Annotated in this window: 18 protein-coding genes and 1 pseudogene; 8 read left to right on the top strand and 11 right to left on the bottom strand. The window is 51.7% G+C overall.

From position 1 onward, the window contains the following. Nucleotides 1-60: 60 nt before the first annotated feature. The gene (gene hrpA, locus J4613_RS02990; RefSeq protein ID WP_024136401.1) at nucleotides 61-3,963 is read right to left on the bottom strand and encodes an ATP-dependent RNA helicase HrpA; all 3,903 of its coding nucleotides are present in this window, start codon (nucleotides 3,961-3,963) and stop codon (nucleotides 61-63) included. A gap of 200 nt (nucleotides 3,964-4,163) precedes the next feature. Between hrpA and azoR the strand changes: the two genes are divergently transcribed. Further along, nucleotides 4,164-4,769 carry an FMN-dependent NADH-azoreductase gene (gene azoR, locus J4613_RS02995; RefSeq protein WP_000048924.1) on the top strand — a complete coding sequence of 202 codons (606 nt, stop codon included), beginning with the start codon at nucleotides 4,164-4,166 and terminating at the stop codon, nucleotides 4,767-4,769. Here the strand turns inward: azoR and J4613_RS03000 are convergent. The 4 genes from J4613_RS03000 to J4613_RS03015 all read right to left on the bottom strand — a co-directional run bounded on the left by J4613_RS03000 (nucleotide 4,766) and on the right by J4613_RS03015 (nucleotide 8,516). Continuing rightward, complete coding sequence (locus J4613_RS03000) at nucleotides 4,766-5,215, bottom strand: GFA family protein (protein ID WP_001531579.1); 450 nt, start codon at nucleotides 5,213-5,215, stop codon at nucleotides 4,766-4,768. The genes azoR and J4613_RS03000 overlap by 4 nt on opposite strands. A gap of 142 nt (nucleotides 5,216-5,357) precedes the next feature. Beyond that, entirely contained in the window at nucleotides 5,358-5,681 is a 324-nt protein-coding gene (locus J4613_RS03005; RefSeq protein ID WP_000760414.1) for a YdbL family protein, read from the bottom strand. A 7-nt stretch (nucleotides 5,682-5,688) separates the two neighbouring features. Further along, on the bottom strand, nucleotides 5,689-5,880 hold the full coding sequence (locus tag J4613_RS03010) for a YnbE family lipoprotein (RefSeq protein ID WP_000784063.1): 192 nt from the start codon (nucleotides 5,878-5,880) through the stop codon (nucleotides 5,689-5,691). Beyond that, a complete protein-coding gene (locus J4613_RS03015) occupies nucleotides 5,880-8,516 on the bottom strand; it encodes a YdbH family protein (protein WP_111742343.1) in 2,637 nt (878 codons plus the stop codon). Before J4613_RS03015 ends, J4613_RS03010 begins: the two co-directional genes overlap by 1 nt. A gap of 239 nt (nucleotides 8,517-8,755) precedes the next feature. On the opposite strand from J4613_RS03015, the gene ldhA reads away from it, so the two are divergent. Then, nucleotides 8,756-9,745 (top strand): D-lactate dehydrogenase, encoded by a 990-nt coding sequence (gene ldhA / locus J4613_RS03020; RefSeq protein WP_000762206.1) that lies wholly within the window; start codon nucleotides 8,756-8,758, stop codon nucleotides 9,743-9,745. Nucleotides 9,746-9,855: 110 nt separating this feature from the next. Then, entirely contained in the window at nucleotides 9,856-10,266 is a 411-nt protein-coding gene (hslJ, locus tag J4613_RS03025; RefSeq protein WP_079951418.1) for a heat shock protein HslJ, read from the top strand. Between the two features lie 43 nt (nucleotides 10,267-10,309). Here the strand turns inward: hslJ and J4613_RS03030 are convergent, their stop codons facing one another. After that, nucleotides 10,310-10,576, bottom strand: coding sequence for a DUF333 domain-containing protein (locus tag J4613_RS03030; protein ID WP_001200679.1), 267 nt, complete (start codon nucleotides 10,574-10,576; stop codon nucleotides 10,310-10,312). On the opposite strand from J4613_RS03030, the gene J4613_RS03035 reads away from it, so the two are divergent. From J4613_RS03035 to uspF, 3 genes are all read left to right on the top strand, one after another. Continuing rightward, the gene (locus J4613_RS03035; protein ID WP_001137722.1) at nucleotides 10,492-10,791 is read left to right on the top strand and encodes a hypothetical protein; all 300 of its coding nucleotides are present in this window, start codon (nucleotides 10,492-10,494) and stop codon (nucleotides 10,789-10,791) included. The two genes, J4613_RS03030 and J4613_RS03035, sit on opposite strands and share 85 nt — an antisense overlap. Before the next feature lie 60 nt (nucleotides 10,792-10,851). Continuing rightward, complete coding sequence (gene nifJ / locus J4613_RS03040) at nucleotides 10,852-14,376, top strand: pyruvate:ferredoxin (flavodoxin) oxidoreductase (RefSeq protein ID WP_111742342.1); 3,525 nt, start codon at nucleotides 10,852-10,854, stop codon at nucleotides 14,374-14,376. Nucleotides 14,377-14,857: 481 nt separating this feature from the next. Continuing rightward, nucleotides 14,858-15,292: a universal stress protein UspF gene (uspF, locus tag J4613_RS03045; RefSeq protein ID WP_001082296.1), complete on the top strand. Its 435-nt coding sequence runs from the start codon at nucleotides 14,858-14,860 to the stop codon at nucleotides 15,290-15,292. Nucleotides 15,293-15,344: 52 nt separating this feature from the next. On the opposite strand, the gene J4613_RS03050 is transcribed toward uspF, so the two are convergent. Both J4613_RS03050 and J4613_RS22845 read right to left on the bottom strand, forming a co-directional pair. Continuing rightward, nucleotides 15,345-15,683, bottom strand: a complete 339-nt coding sequence (locus tag J4613_RS03050) for an SMR family transporter (RefSeq protein WP_000159240.1) — start codon at nucleotides 15,681-15,683, stop codon at nucleotides 15,345-15,347. Next, nucleotides 15,676-15,828, bottom strand: a complete 153-nt coding sequence (locus tag J4613_RS22845) for a hypothetical protein (RefSeq protein WP_000089155.1) — start codon at nucleotides 15,826-15,828, stop codon at nucleotides 15,676-15,678. Before J4613_RS22845 ends, J4613_RS03050 begins: the two co-directional genes overlap by 8 nt. On the opposite strand from J4613_RS22845, the pseudogene J4613_RS03055 reads away from it, so the two are divergent. Then, a pseudogene (locus J4613_RS03055) lies at nucleotides 15,784-15,986 on the top strand (tyrosine-type recombinase/integrase); the annotation flags it as partial. The gene J4613_RS22845 and the pseudogene J4613_RS03055 sit on opposite strands and share 45 nt — an antisense overlap. Nucleotides 15,987-16,037: 51 nt before the next feature. Next, entirely contained in the window at nucleotides 16,038-16,973 is a 936-nt protein-coding gene (gene ttcA, locus J4613_RS03060; RefSeq protein ID WP_001156218.1) for a tRNA 2-thiocytidine(32) synthetase TtcA, read from the top strand. A 43-nt stretch (nucleotides 16,974-17,016) separates the two neighbouring features. On the opposite strand, the gene dbpA is transcribed toward ttcA, so the two are convergent. The 3 genes from dbpA to J4613_RS03075 form a co-directional block, all read right to left on the bottom strand. Beyond that, nucleotides 17,017-18,390 (bottom strand): ATP-dependent RNA helicase DbpA, encoded by a 1,374-nt coding sequence (dbpA, locus tag J4613_RS03065; RefSeq protein ID WP_000123699.1) that lies wholly within the window; start codon nucleotides 18,388-18,390, stop codon nucleotides 17,017-17,019. A gap of 486 nt (nucleotides 18,391-18,876) precedes the next feature. Further along, nucleotides 18,877-19,860, bottom strand: coding sequence for a zinc transporter ZntB (gene zntB / locus J4613_RS03070; RefSeq protein WP_000387373.1), 984 nt, complete (start codon nucleotides 19,858-19,860; stop codon nucleotides 18,877-18,879). Nucleotides 19,861-20,005: 145 nt separating this feature from the next. Continuing rightward, a complete protein-coding gene (locus J4613_RS03075) occupies nucleotides 20,006-21,160 on the bottom strand; it encodes a methyl-accepting chemotaxis protein (protein WP_111742341.1) in 1,155 nt (384 codons plus the stop codon). Between the last annotated feature and the right edge of the window lie 352 nt (nucleotides 21,161-21,512).

Consider the following 21,512-nt stretch of genomic DNA (forward strand, 5'->3'; position numbering starts at 1 on the left):
TCCTCCTTTTTGTTCCGAACTTGTACCGGATCGCTTTGAAAGACGTCGTCGCCTGGCTTTTTAGGCCGTAATCTGATCCATGGCCTGTAAAATACGCTTATCAGAAATAGGATAAGGCGTACCGAGCTGTTGGGCGAAATAACTGACACGCAGTTCTTCAATCATCCAACGGATCTCTTTAACATCATCATCTTCGCGACGCGCTGGAGGCAATTTATTTATCCATTGTTGCCACGCCTGCTGGACGCTTTCGACTTTCAGCATTTGCGCCCGATCGCGGTGCGGATCGACAGCCAGTTTCTCCAGCCGCTTTTCAATTGCCTGCAGATAACGCAGCGTATCGCCGAGACGTTTAAAGCCGTTGCCAGTCACAAAACCACGGTATACCAGACCGCTCATCTGCGCCTTGATATCGGAAAGCCCCAACGCCATGCTCATATCCACCCGCCCTTTCAGACGCTTATTGATATTGAATACGGTCGTCAGGATCCGCTCGACCTGCTTCGCGATATCCACCACAGTATCATTCAGCTCGGCGCGTACCTTTTCGTGCAGCGCGGTGAAACCTGCTTCGCTCCACACCGGTCCGCCGTTGGCATCTATCAGCTTATCTACCCCGCAGGCGATACAGTCATCAATCAACTCCAGTACTTTGCCGTACGGGTTAAAGTACAGCCCCAGCTTGGCTTTATTCGGCAATTTCTCATGCAGATACTTAATCGGTGAAGGAATATTGAGCAACAGCAGACGGCGTAAACCGCACCACATCGCCTGTTGTTGTTCCAGCGGATTATCAAACAATTTGATAGCGACGCTGTCACGCTCATCCACTAACGCCGGCCACGCCTTCACTTTATAATTACCGCGTTTCTGTTCGTAGCTTTCCGGCAGCTCGCCGAAACTCCAGATATGCAGCCCGCTCTGCTCGATGCCGTCATCCGCCACCGCCGAGAGCGTCTCCTGCACTTTGCCTTTCAGCGCATTTTTAAGCTCGGCGAGCGAACGCCCTTCCTGCAGTTTCTTGTTTTTGTCATTCACCACGCGAAACGTGATTTTCAGATGCTCGGGCACCTGATCCCAATGCCAGTCTTCCCGATCGACCGTGACGCCGGTCATCCGGCGCAGTTCACGCTCCAGAGCGTCCAGCAGCGGCAGCTCCAGCGGCGTTACGCGACCTAAAAACGCTTCAGCATAGTTTGGCGCCGGAACAAAGTTGCGACGTACCGGTTTTGGCAACGATTTAATCAGCGCAATAACTAATTCACGGCGCAGCCCTGGGATCTGCCATTCAAAACCGCTCTCGTCAACCTGGTTAAGTAGCGGCAACGGAATATGGACGGTCACGCCGTCAGCATCCGCGCCCGGTTCAAACTGATAGCTCAAACGCAGCTTGAGATTGCCCTGGTGCCAGAAATTCGGGTAATCCAGTTTGCTGATTTTTTCCGCGCCTTCTTTAATCAGCATACTTTTTTCAAAGTTGAGCAGATCCGGCGTCTCGCGGCTGATTTTTTTCCACCAACTATCAAAGTGGCGGGCGGAAATAACGTCATGGCTAATACGCTGGTCATAAAACTCAAACAGGGTATCGTCATCCACCAGGATATCGCGGCGGCGAGATTTGTGCTCAAGTTCCTCGACTTCCGCACGCAATTTTAGATTCTCACGGAAGAAGGCATGACGGGTTTGCCAGTCCCCCTCCACCAGCGCATGGCGGATGAACAACTCGCGACACAACGCCGGGTCAATCTGGCTGTAATTCACCTTGCGCGCGGCGACAATCGGCAGACCGTAGACAGTAACCTTTTCCGTCGCCATCACCGCGCCTTGCGCCCGCTCCCAGTGCGGTTCGCTATATGAACGTTTAATCAGGTGCTGGGCTACCGGTTCCACCCATTCTGGCTCAATGCGGGCAGCGATGCGCCCCCACAGGCGGCTGGTCTCCACCAGTTCTGCGACCATTGTCCATTTCGGCGGTTTTTTGAATAAACCGGAACCGGGGAAAATAGAGAATCGGGCGTTACGCGCGCCGGTGTACTCTTGTTTATCGGCATCTTTCATCCCGATATGCGACAACAGCCCCGTTAACAACGCAACGTGAATTTCCCGGTACTCTGCGGGTTCGCTGTTTACCGGAATCCCCAGTTCTTTTACCACCTGACGCAGTTGGGTATAGATATCCTGCCACTCACGCACGCGTAAATAGTTCAGATAGTCGGTGCGACACAGACGGCGGAATTGATTCGACGACAGGGCCTTTTGTTGCTCGCCGAGGTAATTCCACAGGTTAACAAACGCCAGAAAATCGGATTCCTTATCATGGAAACGCCGGTGTTTCTCATCGGAAGCCTGCTGCTTGTCCACAGGGCGTTCGCGCGGGTCCTGAATAGAGAGTGCGGAAGTAATGATCATCGCTTCGCGCACACAGCCATGTTTTTGCGCTTCCAGAACCATACGCGCCAGGCGCGGGTCGACCGGCAGCTGAGATAATTGTCGGCCCAGCGGCGTCAGCTTATATGCCGTTTGCTGTTCGTCGGCGGTAATCGCCCCCAGCTCTTCCAACAAACGCACGCCATCCTGAATATTGCGCTTATCCGGCGCTTCGACAAACGGGAAGGCGGCAATGTCACCCAGCCCCAGGGCGGTCATCTGCAAAATAACCGACGCCAGGTTGGTACGTAGAATTTCCGGGTCGGTAAATTCCGGACGTGACAAAAAGTCATCTTCCGAATACAGACGAATGCAAATCCCTTCCGATACGCGTCCGCAACGCCCTTTACGCTGGTTGGCGGAAGCCTGTGAGATCGGTTCAATCGGCAGGCGCTGCACTTTAGTGCGGTAGCTGTAGCGGCTGATGCGCGCAGTGCCAGGATCGATCACATACTTGATACCCGGCACCGTCAGCGAGGTTTCCGCCACGTTAGTCGCCAGCACGATACGGCGTCCGCTGTGCGACTGGAAAACGCGGTTCTGTTCGCTGTTCGACAAGCGTGCATACAGCGGCAACACTTCGGTATGCCGTAAGTTCAGCTTGTTCAGGGCGTCGGCGGTATCGCGGATTTCCCGCTCTCCGCTCATAAAAATCAGGATATCGCCGGGACTTTCACGCCCCAGTTCATCAACAGCGTCGAAAATTGCCTGTAGCTGATCGCGTTCAGTGTCGTCAGCCTCTTCCACGATGGGGCGATAACGAACCTCTACGGGATACGTTCGGCCAGAGACTTCAATAATCGGCGCGTTATTAAAGTGGCGCGAGAAGCGTTCCGGGTCGATGGTCGCAGAGGTAATAATCACTTTCAGATCGGGGCGACGCGGCAGAAGCTCTTTCAGATAGCCGAGCAAGAAGTCAATATTCAGGCTGCGTTCATGCGCTTCATCAATAATGATGGTGTCATACTGCATCAATAGTCTGTCCTGCTGGATTTCCGCCAGCAGGATACCGTCCGTCATCAGTTTGACCATGGTGTTGCTACTGACATGATCGCTGAAACGAACTTTATAGCCGATGCAGCCGCCTGGCTCCGTTTGCAACTCTTCGGCAATGCGGTGAGCGACGGTGCGCGCCGCCAGGCGACGCGGCTGAGTATGTCCAATAAGTCCTTTAATCCCGCGTCCCAGCTCCATACAAATTTTCGGCAACTGGGTGGTTTTACCGGAACCGGTTTCCCCTGCTACGATCACCACCTGATGATCGCGGATCGCTTCCAGAATGTCCTGTTTCTTCTGGCTAACAGGCAAATTTTGCGGATAAGTGATTGAGGGGCGCGCCGCTTCGCGGAGGGCGACTTGCGCCGCAGCCTGTTCAATTTCTTTCGCCATCGTCTGGAAAATGGCCTGTTGCGCATCAGGATTTTTTACTTTCTTTACGCCATGCAGGCGGCGCGCAAAGCGCTGTTTGTCGCGCAGCATCAGTGCATCCAGCCGCTGCTGTAACACCTGAAGCGTCAACGTAGATTGTTCAGTCATAAAGCTCTTGGGCAGCATTCTGCCTGTTTAAAATCGTTTTAAATGATAGGTATAGAGTACCACATTGGGGCTTTTTTTGTGTTGTTCAATAATTTCGAACAAAGGGTTCGATATATTGCGCTATCCCTGCGACATATTTGTGAATAAAGTGTCAACAAGCAACGGGGCACGCCCCTTCAAACACATAAAAGGAAACACCCATGAGCAAGGTATTAGTTCTTAAATCCAGTATTCTGGCAGGGTACTCTCAGTCTGGTCAGTTGACTGACTATTTTATTGAACAATGGCGCGAAAAACACGTCGCAGATGAAATTACTGTCCGCGATCTGGCGGCCAACCCTGTTCCGGTGCTGGATGGCGAGCTGGTGGGCGCGATGCGTCCGGGCGATGCGCCTTTAACGCCACGTCAGCAGGACGCTCTGGCGCTGTCTGATGAACTCATTGCTGAACTGAAAGCCCACGACGTCATCGTTATTGCGGCGCCGATGTACAATTTCAATATCCCGACGCAGCTGAAAAACTACTTTGATCTGATTGCCCGCGCCGGTATCACTTTCCGCTATACCGAAAAAGGCCCGGAAGGTCTGGTAACCGGTAAACGCGCGGTGGTTCTCTCCAGCCGCGGCGGTATCCATAAAGACACCCCGACGGATTTGATTGCGCCTTACCTGAAAGTGTTCCTTGGTTTTATCGGTATTACCGACGTGAATTTTGTCTTTGCCGAAGGCATCGCCTACGGGCCGGAAGTGGCGGCTAAAGCTCAGGCCGATGCAAAAGCCGCGATTGACAGCGTCGTGGCCGCTTAAATATTTTTGCCTCCCGTTTCGACGGGAGGCAACGTCTCCGGTTCGTAGCGCAAATATCCTACCACGCCGCTACTGCCGCCATCGCTGGGATGCGTTACCCCATCATTGACTTCAACGCAGGCGAAATCAAAAGGCGACACATTTTCGATGCACGCCACATTGACCCCATATTGATCGGGATTGGATCGGCGCTGATGAAAAGTATATATCCCGCATACCGAACAGAAAAAATGCACCGCCTTGCCCGTATTGAAGCGATATTCGGTAAGCTTATCCTGCCCTTTTAGCACTTTAATACCCGATAGCGGCGCAGACACTGCCACCGCTCCGCGCATCCGGCAAAACGAACAGTTGCAGCGCCTGGCGGTATGAAAGCCATCGCTAAGTTGAACGGTAAACACGACGCTGCCACAATGGCAAGCAGCAGATAATTTTTCAGACGTCATACCTGGTTACTCTCGCGAATAGTGATACCAGTCGACAGTATAGAAATAGCCTTCCGGTTCGCCTAATGTAAATACGACCTCCGTATTCAAAAATTACCCATATAAAAATGCATTTTGCGGTAAAAAAATTGTCGGGAAGCGGTTATTTACGCATCCATTTGCCATTAATTCCCTGGACATATTCTCCCGGCCTGGCGCGCTCAACCAGTTTTTGCCCTGCCATCTTCGCCACCTCGTCCACGGGAAGATGATTGCTATCCGCTAACTGCTGATAACTGGCGCGGCGGGCATGATTAATATCAAGCACCAGTTTCTGGGTTTCGGCATCATTCTTTAAGGCCACCAGATAGCCATTCAGCGTTTCCCCGACCCGGCCCTGCGTGCGCGCTTCGTCCAGGGTTAAGGCCCATACAGAAGGTGTGAGCAAGCTCAGCGTCAGCACCCATAGCATTAAATACTTTTTCATTATGGCCTCAGAATAGATCGCTGCGTGATTTCAGGAGTTCTTCAACATCTTTATCGACTTTGATATGTATTTCATGCTCGATCTTTACATTCATGTTGATGGTAATCGGCTGTTCCGGCGCGGCGACTTCAATACGTGGCGTGCAGCCCACCACGATAAATGACGCAAGCGCTGACAGCATGGCAATACTCATTTTCATTATTTATCCTCACAGTCCTTGTCTTTCCGGCAAGGAGGTTGCGGCAACGCTGTATTTTGTTCAAGCCATGCCTGTAAATTGTCGCCAAAACGCAAACTGCGCCACAGCGTAAACACATTTTCTTCATGGGTATAGTTCAAGTTAACGATCGCGGTTTTACCATCTACCCGGCTTTTGCCGGTAATAGCCGCCTGCATCGTTAGTACGCCCAGGTTATCAACGTTAATTTTCGTCCACGAATGCGTAATCTCCATATAACGTAGCCAGTTGATCGCCGAGCCTGCCGTGACATTATCCTTCACCACCGCATCCGCAGTATCTTTATCGATACGCAACGTCATTGGCCCAGGATTCGTAAGCCAGCCATCTTTGATTATCCATTTTTCATTGTTCAGCCATAGCGGCAGCGCGCCGCTAACCGGACCAGACATGGCGAATTGCTTTGGATTTATGGCGCTAATCAATTCGCTGGATGAAATATTTTGCACCCGTAAAAGCGCCGGGTCGTGCTGCGGCATTCGCAACTGTTTCATAATGATTTGACCGCCCAGCACGTCTACGCTGACATCGCTTAGCAGTAATGGATTCGACTCGCTCCAGGGATAACCACCCTGTAAATCGGCGGTGATATTTTTCGCCGTGACCTGGTTGACTATCCCGGCAATACGCAGCGAGACGGGCCCGCGCGTCCCCAATTGCCACGCACCGTTGTGGAAGCGAAATGGCAGAATGAAATCGACGCCGTTGATTTTGTTATCCGGCATCCAGGCGCTACCGCCTTTTAACACGCCGTGTCCACCCGCTTCAAACCCCTGCCCCTGTGCGGCGGAAAAAGCCACCTGCGCATACAGTGAGCCTTCGCGCAGCGTCATTTTCCAGTCCGGTGGAAGCAACGGCTGGAAAACGATAAGCGACTGCTTCGGCCACCAAGCCTGTCCACGAAGGCGTTCGCCATCCCAGCGCCCATTCAGCCGTACCGGCCCTATCGCCCCCGCCCGAAGGTCGCCTTTAAACTGGAACAGGGTTGGCTCTCGCCCTTCAACGCTAAAATTAAGGGTAGAAGGCGGCAGCACGCTCCCACTGGTAAATACGGTTTTCCCCGCCACCAGAGACAGCGCGCCCTGTAGCGACGGCGTTGTGGCGTCGCGAACCCAGACAATAGGTTTATTCAGCGCCAGTCTTGGCGATGTGACAGTCATTGCGCCATAGTGCAACTGATCAAAACCGGTGGACAAACTGGTCAACCTGATGGTGTTATCATGCCATTCGCCCTGTCCGGCAATATCCCAGTGGGCGCGCATTGGCGTAAAGCTTCCTTGCCCCCAATAGCGCCACCGCCAGCGACCAGCATCAGGGAGAAAATCATTGGCCAGGCCATCAAGATGAAGAACGAAATCGCCCATCTCATTTTCGTGCGCCCGTAAAATAGCCTGTAATCGGCCATCAACGCCGCGCGGCGTCACCTTAACGCCCGCCAGCGGCCAACGAATTTCATCAATATCTAACGCATCAATCACCCGCCCGCGCGAGCGTAGCAATGCGCCAGGTGCAAAGGTGAGCTGCGGATCGGCCAGACTGCCGCGGAACATAGCGGGCAATACGGCATAAAAGATTAAATCCTTCTGTTTAGCCTCGCCGGTAAGCTGTAGAGGCATCTCACTGCTATCCATGCTGAGTTTTCCCGGGCCGATAGTCAGTACAGCGTTCGCTTTACCGGCATCGCCCTGGGTCAGAATATTCAGGCGTCCACTGACTTGCGCATTATCCGGCCCGGCTTGCCAGTTATCGATATTAAAAGCCAGACGTCCGCTCAAGGGGAATCCCTGATATGGCCAGTTCCAGCGGCCATCGCTGATGGTAAGCCGCTGACGCGTTACCGCCCAGGGGAGATCGAGAATCGGGTCAGGATTACCTCGCGCCATCACGATGAGCTGTCCGGCGTTATCACGCCACTCCAGTTCCGCATCCACCAGCGACGGTTCCTGCGGCAGACGCAAGGTCGCTGCCGCATGACCGCTGACCGGCAGGCCATCCGGTACCAGCGGCAACACAAATTCCCCCGCCAGGCTAACGGGAGGCTGGTTGGCCAGCGCGGCGATCTCCAGTTGGCTCACCGTCAATGCCTGACCGCGTAGCTGCCCTTGAAATTTTACTTTTGCGCCCTGATAACGTATCTGCTGAATGACCGGCGTCATGGAGATCGCCAGCTTGCCCTGCCATTCCGGCCAAGGCGCGAGAATGACATTATCGATGTTAATCCAGGTATTGGGCAGCATTGACTGCCACTGCGCCAGCGTACGCGGCGCGGCGGGAGAAGCTTCCGTAGCGGGCAGTTTCGCCAGGCACGCGGCATCCAGTTTGAGGCTTTTAATATTCAGCAACCAACGGCTGGGATGCGTCAGTTCCGCCTGGGTAATATGCGCTAACGAACAATCATTGACCAGATAGCGAAGATCGGGAATCACTAACCCATGACGTGTCAGGCGTGGACTTTGTTCCAGAGCGATACGGGTACCGACGGGTAGCCAAATTCCCGCCAGAGTGGGAACCCACAGCCCGAGGGTCATCAGTAGCGTCAGTGGGATAAGAATCAGCAGTAACAGTAGCGCAAGGGCGGCTTTATATTTACCCTTCATGGGCCATTAATTTCCTGATTTAACGAAAAATTCAGTCGGCTATCTCTTTATTTTGGCATGATTGCCCGTACATAGCCTAATAGTTCATGTTGCAGGGGCGCCCTCCGGCTATTTGAGGCGTTGTGGAGAATGATAACCTAAAATTATTCATTATATGTATGACTATCAATTATTTTTGATTTTTTGTAAGATAATTTTAAGCATATTTGTGTGATTCTAACATCACTGGAGAAGGTCATATGAAACTCGCCGTCTATAGTACCAAACAGTATGACAAGAAATATCTACAGCAAGTGAACGAAGCGTTCGGTTTTGAACTGGAGTTTTTTGATTTTCTGCTGACCGAGAAAACAGCGAAAACCGCCAATGGATGTGAAGCAGTGTGTATCTTCGTGAATGACGACGGGAGCCGACCGGTACTGGAAGAGCTGAAAAAACACGGCGTGAAATACATCGCGCTGCGTTGCGCCGGATTTAATAATGTCGACCTGGATGCCGCTAAAGAGCTCGGTTTGCAGGTGGTCCGCGTGCCGGCTTATTCTCCGGAAGCCGTCGCTGAACATGCGATTGGCATGATGATGACATTGAACCGCCGTATTCACCGCGCTTATCAACGCACCCGCGACGCTAACTTTTCCCTTGAGGGACTGACCGGCTTTACCATGCACGGAAAAACCGCTGGCGTCATTGGTACCGGTAAAATCGGCGTCGCCGCGCTGCGTATCCTGAAAGGCTTCGGAATGCGTTTACTGGCGTTTGATCCCTATCCCAGCACCGCCGCACTTGACCTCGGCGTCGAGTATGTGGATCTGCAAACGTTGTTTGCCGAATCAGATGTCATTTCTCTGCACTGCCCGCTCACGCCGGAAAACTACCATTTACTGAACCATGCGGCATTCGATCAAATGAAAAATGGCGTTATGGTCATTAATACCAGTCGTGGCGCGCTGATTGATTCCCAGGCGGCTATCGAAGCTCTGAAGAATCAGAAAATCGGCTCGCTGGGGATGGATGTGTATGAAAACGAACGCGACCTGTTCTTTGAAGACAAGTCAAACGATGTTATCCAGGATGATGTTTTCCGCCGTCTGTCGGCCTGCCATAACGTACTGTTTACGGGGCACCAGGCATTCCTGACCGCAGAAGCGCTGATCAGCATCTCTGAAACCACGTTACAAAACTTAAGCCAGCTTGAGAAGGGCGAAGCCTGCCCGAACGCGCTGTTCTAATCCTGTCGCTCCCCTGCGCTCAGGGGAGCATTTTCGGATAACCCCTGAAGATCTATCCGGTCATATCATTACTATAGTCAGTGTTAACTATCAGATTACAGAGAATATCAATGAAGAAAATCGTCACGCTGGTCGCCCTGAGCATCATAATGGCAGGGTGTGTGAGCAGTGGAAAAGTGTCCGTCAAACGCGAGCAACTGGAGCACCACCGCTTTGTTCTGGAAAGCGTAAACGGTAAAACGGTCACCGGCCCGGAGCTCAGCTTTGGCGAGGACATGACGGTATCCGGCAAAATGTGCAATCAATTCACCGGCGAAGGAAAACTGTCTGACGGCGAATTAAAAGTGAAAAATTTAGCGATGACCCGAATGATGTGCGCCGATCCGCAGCTTAATGCGCTGGACGGCACCCTCAGCGAGCTCTTCAGCAAAGGCGCGCAGGTCGATTTAACTGCGAACCAATTAACGCTGGCGACGGCAGAAACAACGCTAATGTATAAACTGGCGGATTTAGCGCACTAAGCCATTAAGTGAAAAGTTATACGCGTCAGGCGAAACGCCGCGCTTAGTAACTCCCGCAGTTTCCGGCGGCAAGCGACTGTTCGCTACAACGTTTGCCGTTGGGTAGCGCGCACATACCAATTACTGAACCATCAAGCTGCCGGGCCGCTGAAAGCGAACCGCCAATCATAGCGCAATTCGCTTCGCCGGCGCTGGACATCGCCGCTTTCATCCCTGGCGAAACATGTGCCGCGGTTGCCTGCTGAACAGGTTCGCTACTGCAAGCCGACAATAATAACGCGGCACATCCCACCCAAAACGCTGCGCGCATTTCTCTCCCCTCTGTTTATTCATCCAAACGACACCGCCCTAAATAATAGGCAGCAGAAACTGACGCGTCGAGAGGCAAAGCGCGCATTTATGCGCTTCATTAACATTTATTGGCAATTTTTTACGTCTTTTCGGCAAGAAATCGCCATTCTCCTCCCGCCAGGGACACAAAAGCGAAAATGGGGCTTGAAGGGCTTTGCTAAAATAAAAGGATAACTACAGGATGCGCTCACGATTATGCGTGTCCCTCTTTTTTGCGCAATGTAAGGGTGTCATATGCAAACAATTGACGGTAATGGCGCGGTAGCGTCGGTGGCGTTCCGTACCAGCGAGGTTATCGCCATTTACCCGATTACGCCCAGTTCAACAATGGCTGAACAAGCGGATGCCTGGGCCGGTAATGGGCTTAAAAATGTCTGGGGCGATACGCCGCGTGTGGTAGAGATGCAGTCGGAAGGCGGCGCGATCGCCGCCGTTCACGGTGCGTTACAAACCGGTTCGCTTTCTACGTCATTTACATCATCGCAGGGGCTGCTGCTGATGATTCCAACGCTGTATAAACTGGCGGGGCAGCTCACGCCGTTTGTACTGCACGTTGCCGCGCGCACCGTCGCCACACACGCGCTTTCTATTTTTGGCGACCATTCCGATGTGATGGCGGTCCGCCAGACAGGCTGCGCGATGTTATGCGCCGCCAGCGTTCAGGAAGCGCAGGATTTTGCGCTGATCGCGCACAGGGCTACGCTGAAAAGCCGCGTTCCGTTTATTCATTTTTTTGATGGCTTCCGTACATCGCATGAAATCAACAAAATTATACCGCTAACGGATGAAACCATTCTGAACCTGATGCCGCAGGCGGAGATCGACGCTCACCGCGCCCGCGCGCTGAATCCGGAACATCCGGTGATTCGTGGAACTTCAGCGAATCCGGACACCTACTTCCAGTCTCGCGAAGCGACCAACCCGTGGTACAACGCCGTTTATGATCATGTTGAAGAGGCGATGAAGGCATTTGGCGACGCTACGGGCCGCCACTACCAGCCATTTGAATATTATGGCCATCCCCAGGCTGAACGCGTCATCATTATGATGGGCTCCGCCCTCGGCACCTGCGAAGAGGTCGTGGACGAGCTACTGATACGCGGAGAAAAGGTCGGCGTTCTGAAAGTCCGTCTGTTCCGCCCCTTCTCCGCCAAACATTTGTTACAGGCATTACCGGAAACCGTTCGCGCTATCGCCGTGCTGGATCGCACCAAAGAGCCTGGCGCGCAGGCCGAGCCGCTTTATCTGGACGTGATGACCGCACTGGCGGAAGCCTTTAATAATGGCGAGCGCGAAACGTTGCCGCGCACCATTGGCGGCCGTTATGGGCTATCATCCAAAGAGTTCGGCCCGGCGTGCGTACTGGCGGTCTTTAATGAACTCAGCCGCGCGAAACCCAAACCACGGTTTACGGTGGGCATTTATGATGACGTTACTAACCTCTCGCTGCCATTACCGGAAAATACCCTGCCCGGCAGCGCTAAACTTGAAGCGTTATTTTACGGCCTGGGAAGCGACGGCAGCGTATCCGCCACGAAAAATAATATTAAAATTATCGGTAATTCTACGCCGTGGTATGCGCAAGGTTATTTCGTTTATGACTCTAAAAAAGCTGGCGGGCTCACGGTATCGCACCTGCGCGTCAGCGAAAAACCCATTCGTTCCGCTTACTTAATTGCTCAGGCGGATTTTGTCGGCTGCCATCAATTACAGTTTATCGATAAATATCAGATGGCGGAGCGTCTGAAGCCCGGCGGTATCTTTCTGCTTAATACGCCGTACAGCGCCGACGAGGTCTGGTCGCGTCTGCCGCAAGAAGTTCAGGCGGTGTTGAAACAGAAAAAGGCGCGTTTTTACGTGGTTAACGCGGCGAAAATCGCCCGCGAATGTGGACTTGGCGCCCGCATCAATACCGTCATGCAAATGGCTTTCTTCCACCTGACGCATATTCTTCCGGGCGATAGCGCCCTGGTTGAGTTGCAGGGCGCGATTGCCAAAAGCTATAGCAGCAAAGGTCAGGATCTGGTTGAGCGTAACTGGCAGGCATTGGCTCTGGCGCAGGAATCGCTGGCGGAAGTACCGTTGCAGGCGGTTAATCCGCACAGCGCGCATCGCCCGCCGGTCGTCTCCGACGCCGCGCCGGATTTCGTGAAAACCGTTACCGCCGCCATGTTGGCGGGCCTTGGCGACGCACTGCCTGTTTCCGCGCTGCCGCCGGACGGAACATGGCCAATGGGCACCACCCGCTGGGAAAAACGCAATATCGCCGAAGAGATTCCTGTCTGGAAAGAGGAACTGTGTACACAATGTAATCACTGCGTCGCCGCCTGCCCTCACTCGGCGATTCGTGCGAAAGTCGTTTCCCCGCAGGCGATGGAGAACGCGCCAGCCAGTCTGCATTCGCTGGACGTGAAGTCCCGCGATATGCGCGGCCAGAAATATGTGCTGCAGGTCGCGCCGGAAGACTGTACTGGCTGTAATTTATGCGTAGAGGTCTGCCCGGCTAAAGATCGGCAAAATCCACAGATCAAGGCGATTAACATGATGTCGCGCCTGGAGCATGTGGAAGAAGAGAAAGTGAATTATGACTTTTTCCTCGACTTACCGGAAATCGATCGCAGCAAACTGGAACGAATTGATATCCGCACATCGCAGCTTATTACGCCGCTGTTTGAATATTCCGGCGCCTGTTCCGGCTGCGGTGAAACGCCGTATATTAAACTGCTGACTCAGTTATATGGCGACAGAATGTTAATCGCTAACGCCACGGGGTGTTCCTCTATTTACGGCGGTAACTTACCCTCAACGCCTTATACCACCGATGCCAACGGACGCGGCCCGGCATGGGCGAATTCGTTATTTGAAGATAACGCGGAATTTGGTCTCGGTTTCCGTCTGAGCGTGGATCAGCACCGGGCGCGCGTCATGCGTTTACTGGCGCAATTCGCCGATCGCATTCCGGCGGAATTAAACGATGCGCTGCATGCCGAAGCAACGCCTGACGTTCGGCGTGAGCAGGTCGCCGCATTACGCCAACATCTGAAATCGGTTGCGGGCGCAGAGGAACTGTTAAAGGATGCTGATGCGCTGATAGAAAAATCAATCTGGCTGATTGGCGGCGATGGTTGGGCATACGACATCGGCTTTGGCGGTTTAGACCATGTGTTAAGCCTGACGGAGAATGTCAATATTCTGGTTCTGGATACGCAGTGTTATTCCAATACTGGCGGCCAGGCGTCGAAGGCGACGCCGCTTGGCGCCGTCACTAAGTTTGGCGAACATGGCAAGCGTAAAGCCCGTAAAGATCTTGGTGTCAGCATGATGATGTATGGTCATGTTTATGTCGCGCAAATCTCGCTGGGCGCGCAGTTAAACCAGACGGTGAAAGCCATCCAGGAGGCCGAAGCCTGGCCAGGACCGTCGCTGATCATTGCCTATAGCCCCTGTGAAGAACATGGCTACGATCTGGCGCTAAGCCATGACCAGATGCGCCAGTTAACGGCGACCGGTTTCTGGCCGTTATACCGCTTTGATCCCCGCCGTGCGGATGAAGGTAAACCGCTGCTGGCTCTGGACTCTCGGCCACCGTCAGATGCGCTTGCGGAAACGTTGCTTAATGAACAGCGTTTCCGTCGCCTGAATGCGCAACAGCCTGAAGTAGCTGAACAATTATGGCGAGATGCCGCATTGGATTTGCAAAAACGCTATGACTTTCTTGCCTTGCTGGCAGGAAAAGCGGAAAAACCCGGCGCAGATTAAAAAATATTCTAAGGATTAACCTGGAAACAAAAAAAGCCCGAACATTCGTTCGGGCTTGTCAATTTATACGCTGGAAAGCAAAGGTTAACGCAATGGCCCAGCGACAAAATGAATATGTGACAATAAAGGCATATAACAGGCGTAGAATATCGTAACCGAATGATATTGTATAATTTTTATTTCGTATAATACCCCCAAAAGCATTCGTATAAATTATATCTATTTCACTGCAAATTATTTCATTAATTATTGAATTAAACGGTAACATCTCTTTTTAGGTCTTTCCTGACAAGGCATAAATAACGTTTTAACGTCAACTCGCTGATTATTTACGGGGAATGCGCTTAATATTACGCCGTCCTCCCCTGTTGGTAGTCCCCGCAGAGTATCGTGGAGCAGCACCTAAAATGTGACGTATGTCATTGTACATAAAGTGCCTTTAGGGAGTAGAATTTCAGTGGATACTTAAACAGGAGGTTTTATGAACAGAACGATTCTTGTACCCATCGATATTTCAGATTCAGAATTAACTCAACGCGTGATTTCACATGTTGAAGCCGAAGCAAAGATTGACGACGCTAAAGTGCACTTTTTGACTGTAATCCCGTCTTTGCCCTATTACGCTTCCCTGGGACTGGCTTATTCAGCAGAGCTTCCCGCAATGGACGATTTGAAAGCCGAAGCCAAATCTCAACTGGAAGCGATTATCAAGAAATTCAACCTTCCTGCGGACCGCGTGCAGGCGCACGTTGCAGAAGGCTCTCCTAAAGATAAGATTCTGGAAATGGCAAAAAAATTACCGGCCGATATGGTGATTATCGCCTCGCATCGCCCGGATATTACTACCTATCTGTTGGGTTCCAACGCCGCAGCCGTTGTGCGTCATGCGGAATGCTCCGTACTGGTGGTGCGCTAAATACCCGAGCCCGCATAAGAGAGTGCGGGCTCAAATCAATCATCATCATCGCCTAGTGACTGACACTTTTTGAAAACAGATTGATTACGATTACGCCGCAGATAATAAGCAACATGCCAATAATAGCCGGCATATCCAGTTTTTGGCCAAGAAATAACCATCCTATCAATCCAATAAGAACAATCCCTACCCCAGACCAAATGGCATAAATGATACCAGCAGGGATGGTTCGCATTGGGATGGTAAGACACCAGAACGCAATACAATATCCGATGATAGTAACGAGGCTCGGTACCAGACGCGTAAAACTATCTGATAATTTTAATGAGATCGTGGCGATAACTTCTACCACGATGGCGATAAATAGAAAGATTACAGCTTCTTTAGTCATACATCTCTTCGTTCCAATATTTTTCGGGTCGTGATGATATCTTAAGTAATACGGATGACAGAATAAAGACGCTTTTGAACCATTGCGTATCTTGCCATAAAAACGTGCTGGCATTCGTCGCCGTAATCCGTACCATACGCGACATACTTTTGCCTGCTGGCTGTTGACGGCAGGAGCGAACCGGCATTTATCGCCAGCCAAATGGGGCATGAAACTGCGCAGATGGTGTATGAAATTTACGGTATGTAGATTGATGACATGAACGACGAACAGATAGCGATGTTGAATGCGCGGTTATCGTAGTTGCAAAGTTTGCCCCCAATTTGCCCCATTTAGTACCAGAGAACTGAAATAATGCAAGAAATTCAAAAGAATACAAAGAAAGAGCAATACAACCTCAACAAGTTGCAAAAGCGCCTGCGCCGTAACGTTGGCGAAGCGATTGCCGATTTTAATATGATTGAAGAAGGCGATCGCATTATGGTTTGCCTTTCTGGCGGCAAAGATAGCTATACGATGCTGGAAATTTTACGTAATTTGCAACAAAGCGCCCCGATCAATTTTTCACTGGTCGCCGTCAACCTCGATCAAAAGCAGCCAGGTTTCCCGGAACATATCCTGCCAGCCTACCTTGAGCAGCTGGGCGTAGAATATAAAATCGTCGAAGAAAACACCTACGGCATTGTGAAAGAGAAGATTCCGGAAGGAAAAACCACCTGCTCGCTGTGCTCGCGTTTGCGTCGGGGTATCCTGTATCGTACGGCGACTGAACTGGGCGCGACCAAAATCGCCCTGGGCCACCACCGCGACGATATTCTGCAAACCCTGTTTCTGAATATGTTCTATGGCGGAAAAATGAAAGGGATGCCGCCGAAGCTGATGAGCGATGACGGCAAACATATCGTGATTCGCCCGCTGGCTTACTGCCGCGAGAAAGATATTGTCCGTTTTGCTGAGGCCAAAGCCTTCCCTATCATTCCTTGTAATCTGTGCGGTTCGCAACCCAACCTGCAACGCCAGGTGATTGCCGACATGCTACGCGACTGGGATAAGCGCTATCCTGGACGGATCGAGACGATGTTTAGCGCCATGCAGAATGTCGTGCCGTCTCACCTTTGTGACACTAACCTGTTCGATTTCAAAGGAATCACTCACGGTTCCGAGGTCGTCGACGGCGGCGATTTAGCGTTCGATCGTGAAGAGATTCCCTTGCAGCCCGCTGGCTGGCAGCCGGAAGAAGATGACACCTCCTTAGAGGCGTTGCGGCTTGATGTTATCGAAGTGAAATAATCTGCAGGCGTCTCAGCACTCCGCTGAGACGCCATACTATCGATCATTTTAATAGCCGTACCCGGCATGACTTGCCTTTGATCTTCCCGTTTTGCAACTGCTTCCAGGCTTTTTGCGCTACCGCTTGACGTACGGCGACGTAAACGTGCATTGGATGCACATTAATTTTGCCAATATCCGCCCCGTCTAATCCAATATCGCCGGTCAGCGCGCCCAAAATATCTCCCGGACGCATTTTCGCTTTTTTGCCGCCGTCAATGCATAGGGTAGCCATCTCTGCGGCCAGAGGGAGTAACGACTGCCGGGCGGGCGCATTCAGCCAGTTCAGTTTAAGTTGCAGCATTTCTGAAAGAATATTCGCCCGCTGCGCCTCTTCCGGCGCGCAGAAACTGATCGCCAGGCCGCTGCTTCCCGCACGCGCCGTACGGCCAATACGATGGACATGCACCTCCGGGTCCCAGGCCAGCTCATAGTTAACCACCAGTTCGAGCGATTTAATGTCTAACCCTCGCGCGGCAACGTCGGTGGCAACCAGAATGCGCGCGCTGCCATTTGCAAAACGCACCAACGTCTGGTCGCGGTCGCGTTGTTCCAGATCGCCGTGGAGCGCCAACGCGCTTTGTCCTACCGCATTAAGCGCATCACAAACGGCCTGACAATCTTTTTTGGTATTGCAAAACACCACGCAGGACGCTGGCTGATGCTGGCTAAGCAACGTTTGTAGCAGCGAAATTTTTTCATGCGCCGACGTTTCGAAGAACTGTTGTTCGATAGCCGGTAGCGCATCTACCGTATCGATTTCAATACGTATTGGCTGCTGCTGTACACGACCGCTAATCGCCGCAATGGCCTCAGGCCAGGTTGCTGAAAACAATAACGTCTGGCGCGTCTCAGGCGCAAAGCGGATCACCTCATCAATGGCGTCACTGAATCCCATGTCCAGCATTCGGTCTGCTTCATCCATTACCAGAATGTGCAGCGCATCCAGCGATACGGTTTCTTTTTGTAAATGATCCAGCAAGCGCCCCGGCGTCGCGACAATGATATGCGGAGCGTGCTGAAGCGAGTCGCGCTGTGCGCCAAAGGGTTGCCCGCCACACAAGGTCAGAATTTTGGTATTTGGCAAAAAACGGGCCAGGCGACGTAACTCTCCGGCAACCTGATCCGCCAGCTCCCGCGTCGGACAAAGCACTAACGCCTGTGTCTGGAACAGAGTGACGTCAATTCGATGCAAGAGTCCAAGACCAAACGCCGCCGTTTTGCCGCTACCGGTCCTGGCCTGCACACGCACATCATTTCCCGCCAGAATGACGGGTAACGCTGCGGCCTGAACAGGCGTCATCTCAAGATAGCCCAGCTCAGTAAGGTTATTGAGCTGGGCGGCGGGCAAAACATTCAGGGTTGAAAAAGCGGTCACAATTTACTCTCGCGGTAACGACTCATAGTCAGCAGGCGCGTATCCTCGCAGATCCGGGCGTTTGATGCGACATTTTAATCGGTTCTTCGTCCGGCGGCGGGTCGGGCATCGGCTGAGGACGGGGAAGCGGCTCAGGAATGGGAACAGGGTCAGTGGGAATCGGGTCCGACAAGGACGAGTGTAGATATAATAAGGTCAAAAGACAGCTCATATTACCCTCCAGAATGTCATTCAGACTCTTAAAGGGTAGACGCAGATAGTCTACAGGCAAAAAAAAGCCGACTAATCTAAGTCGGCGTCGTACGAATCAATTGTGCTATGCAGTAATTCAAAAAAGGAAGTAAGACAATATGGAGCGCAACGCCCATCGCTTGACGTTGCATTCACCTGCGAGAGAGATATTGCCCCGAATAGGTAGATGGTTTATTGACTTCGCTCAAATTTCTCGGCGTTTTTTCATACGAAATGGTCTGAAAAGCGCTTTTGTTACAACCATTTACTGCGGTGCAACCATAAAGTAACACCACCGATCAGGACAACTAACAGAATACAAAACAGAGAAAAGCCGAACCGCCATCCGCCGCCAGGAATACCGCCCAGGTTAACGCCAAATAATCCTGTTAAGAAGGTGCTGGGCAGAAAAACCATCGCCATAAGCGACATGGTATAAGTTCTGCGCGCCAGAGACTCCTGCATCACCTGGGCAATTTCATCCGCCATGATGCCAGTACGCGCGATACAAGCGTCAATTTCATCCAACCCCCTTCCCAGCCTGTCGGCGATATCCTGCATTCTGCGCCGGTGATCGTCGCTCATCCACGGCAGCCGTTCACTCGCAAGCCGGGCATAGACGTCGCGCTGCGGCGCCATATAGCGGCGCATAACAATTAGCTGTTTACGTAGCAATGCGAGGAAACCGCGCGGTGGGATTTGCTGGTCGAGAAGATTATCTTCCAGATCGATAATTTTATCGTGTAGCTCTTCAATAAATTCACTGGCGTGATCGGTTAACGCATCGCACACATCTACTAACCAGCCGCCGCAATCTACGGGCCCGGTGCCCTCCTGCAAATCACTGACCACATCGTCCAGCGCCAGAACCTTTCGCTGACGGGTAGACACAATGAATCGCTCGTCCATATATAAACGCATTGCTACTAATTGATCCGGGCGTTCGTCAGTACTGCCATTAATACAGCGCAGCGTAATGAGCGTCCCTTCCCCCATACGACTTACGCGCGGGCGCGAGCTTTCACCAGCCAGCGCATCACGCACGTTATTGGGGAGTAAAGGCGTTGAAGCCAACCAGCGGGCGCTGTCCGGGTGGGTATAATTAAGATGTAGCCAACAAGGATGCTGACTATCGATCACATCATTATCTTCGAGCGGTTTTACTCCACCACGACCATCCAGTAGCCATGCGAAAACGGCATCCGGCACGTTCACATCCGATCCCTTAATGGCTTCCACAGCGCCTCCACGTTACAACTCTCATGCCGTTAGTCTAGCTTTCGGGAAAGGTTAAGCAATCTCTCATTTTCTCATTGCGCAAAAAGAATGACGGGAACGTGCGAAAAAAGCGCCTTAGCAACAGGCGCTTACCAAACATGTATTATCAGGCCTGGCCGCGCCTGGTGATGGTCGAAAGAGGTGATACATGAGAGAGCGACAGCGCATGTTCACTGTAACCCGGCTGGCTTAAACGAAATTTGTCGGTTTTAGTCTGTAACTCGATCACCTGCGCCTTTAAAACATTCGAAGAAGCAGATAACGCTTCAACCATTAAAACATTGCTATGGGTTGCGCTTTCCAGATCGCTCAACGCCAGGGTTATCTGGTTAATGCCTTTTTCCTGCTCCCGCGTGGTGGTGGAAATTTCACTCATCAGCACGTTTAATTGCCCGGAGCCGCCAACAATCTCCTGCATATTTTTTTCAGCCTCCTGCACTATGGCGGCCCCCTGCCGCACATTGTCATGCGTAACGTCGATCAGCGCCTTGATATTTTTTGCCGCCTCAGCGCTACGATGCGCCAGATTACGCACTTCCCCGGCCACCACGGAGAAACCTTTTCCATGATCGCCCGCCCGCGCAGCCTCTACCGCCGCGTTAAGCGCCAGAATATTAGTCTGGAATGCGATACCGTCAATCAATGAAATAATCTCCGTCATCTGCGAGGCACAGTCGGTAATAGAACGCATATTTTCTGTAACCCGCACCATTAATTCACCGCCTTTACGGGCGCATTGGGTTGCACAATCCGCCTGTATGCTCGCCATTCGGGTATTATCCGCATTGTTTTTGGTACTCGCCGCCATTTCATCCATACTGGCGGCAGTTTGAATTAACGAGGCCGACTGCTGTTCCGTCTTTACGGATAGCGACATACTGCGCGCCGCCAGTTGTTCGGAAAGGGTCATTGCCGTTTGCGAAGAGGATCTGATTTCACGTACCAGCGCGGAAATATTATCCGACAGACTATTAATCCCGGGGATGAGTCGCCCGGCGCAATTATTGCCAAATTCGGAGATATGAATAGACAAGTTTCCTGCTGCGACCTCTTCAATACTTTTCTTCACGGTATTAATTGGCACTACCAGATAGCAGGTCATATACCACCAAAGCAGTAATGTCGAGATCAGATAAATGATATTACACGTAATTAAAATAGGGAGATCGTGCAGAAAAGCTATTTGTAAAGTATCCACCAAAAGAAACGTACATACCATGAATAGAATAATGCATGTCCTGACGCTGATATTTCTCAACATTTTTGATGGCCTACAACCAGGATAGGAGACAGGTTTTATTTTTATAGCATTTCAGATAGCTATTGCCATTCGTTTCTTTGACATTCTCCATATTCAATACCAGACCATCGTCATTTCCCTTAGTGCAACAGGTAAAATCACCTATATTCGCTATGCCAGGATATTCATCCATCCATATTGACAAGTGATGTACTTATCACCATTTTCTGCTTAATAGTTAAGTCGAAAGCGAGTATATTTTAATAGACGCTTAAATAAGCGAATGACTGTTTCTCCGTGTTATTACCGCGGACAGCGTTATCGCCCGTTCTCTTGCAGAATCCCGAGCGTTTGGATGAGGCGTTATATCAGG

Origin of the sequence: Salmonella sp. 32020114201800008SM, assembly GCF_017572025.1 — a bacterium.
GTDB classification, from domain to species: Bacteria; Pseudomonadota; Gammaproteobacteria; order Enterobacterales; family Enterobacteriaceae; genus Salmonella; species Salmonella enterica.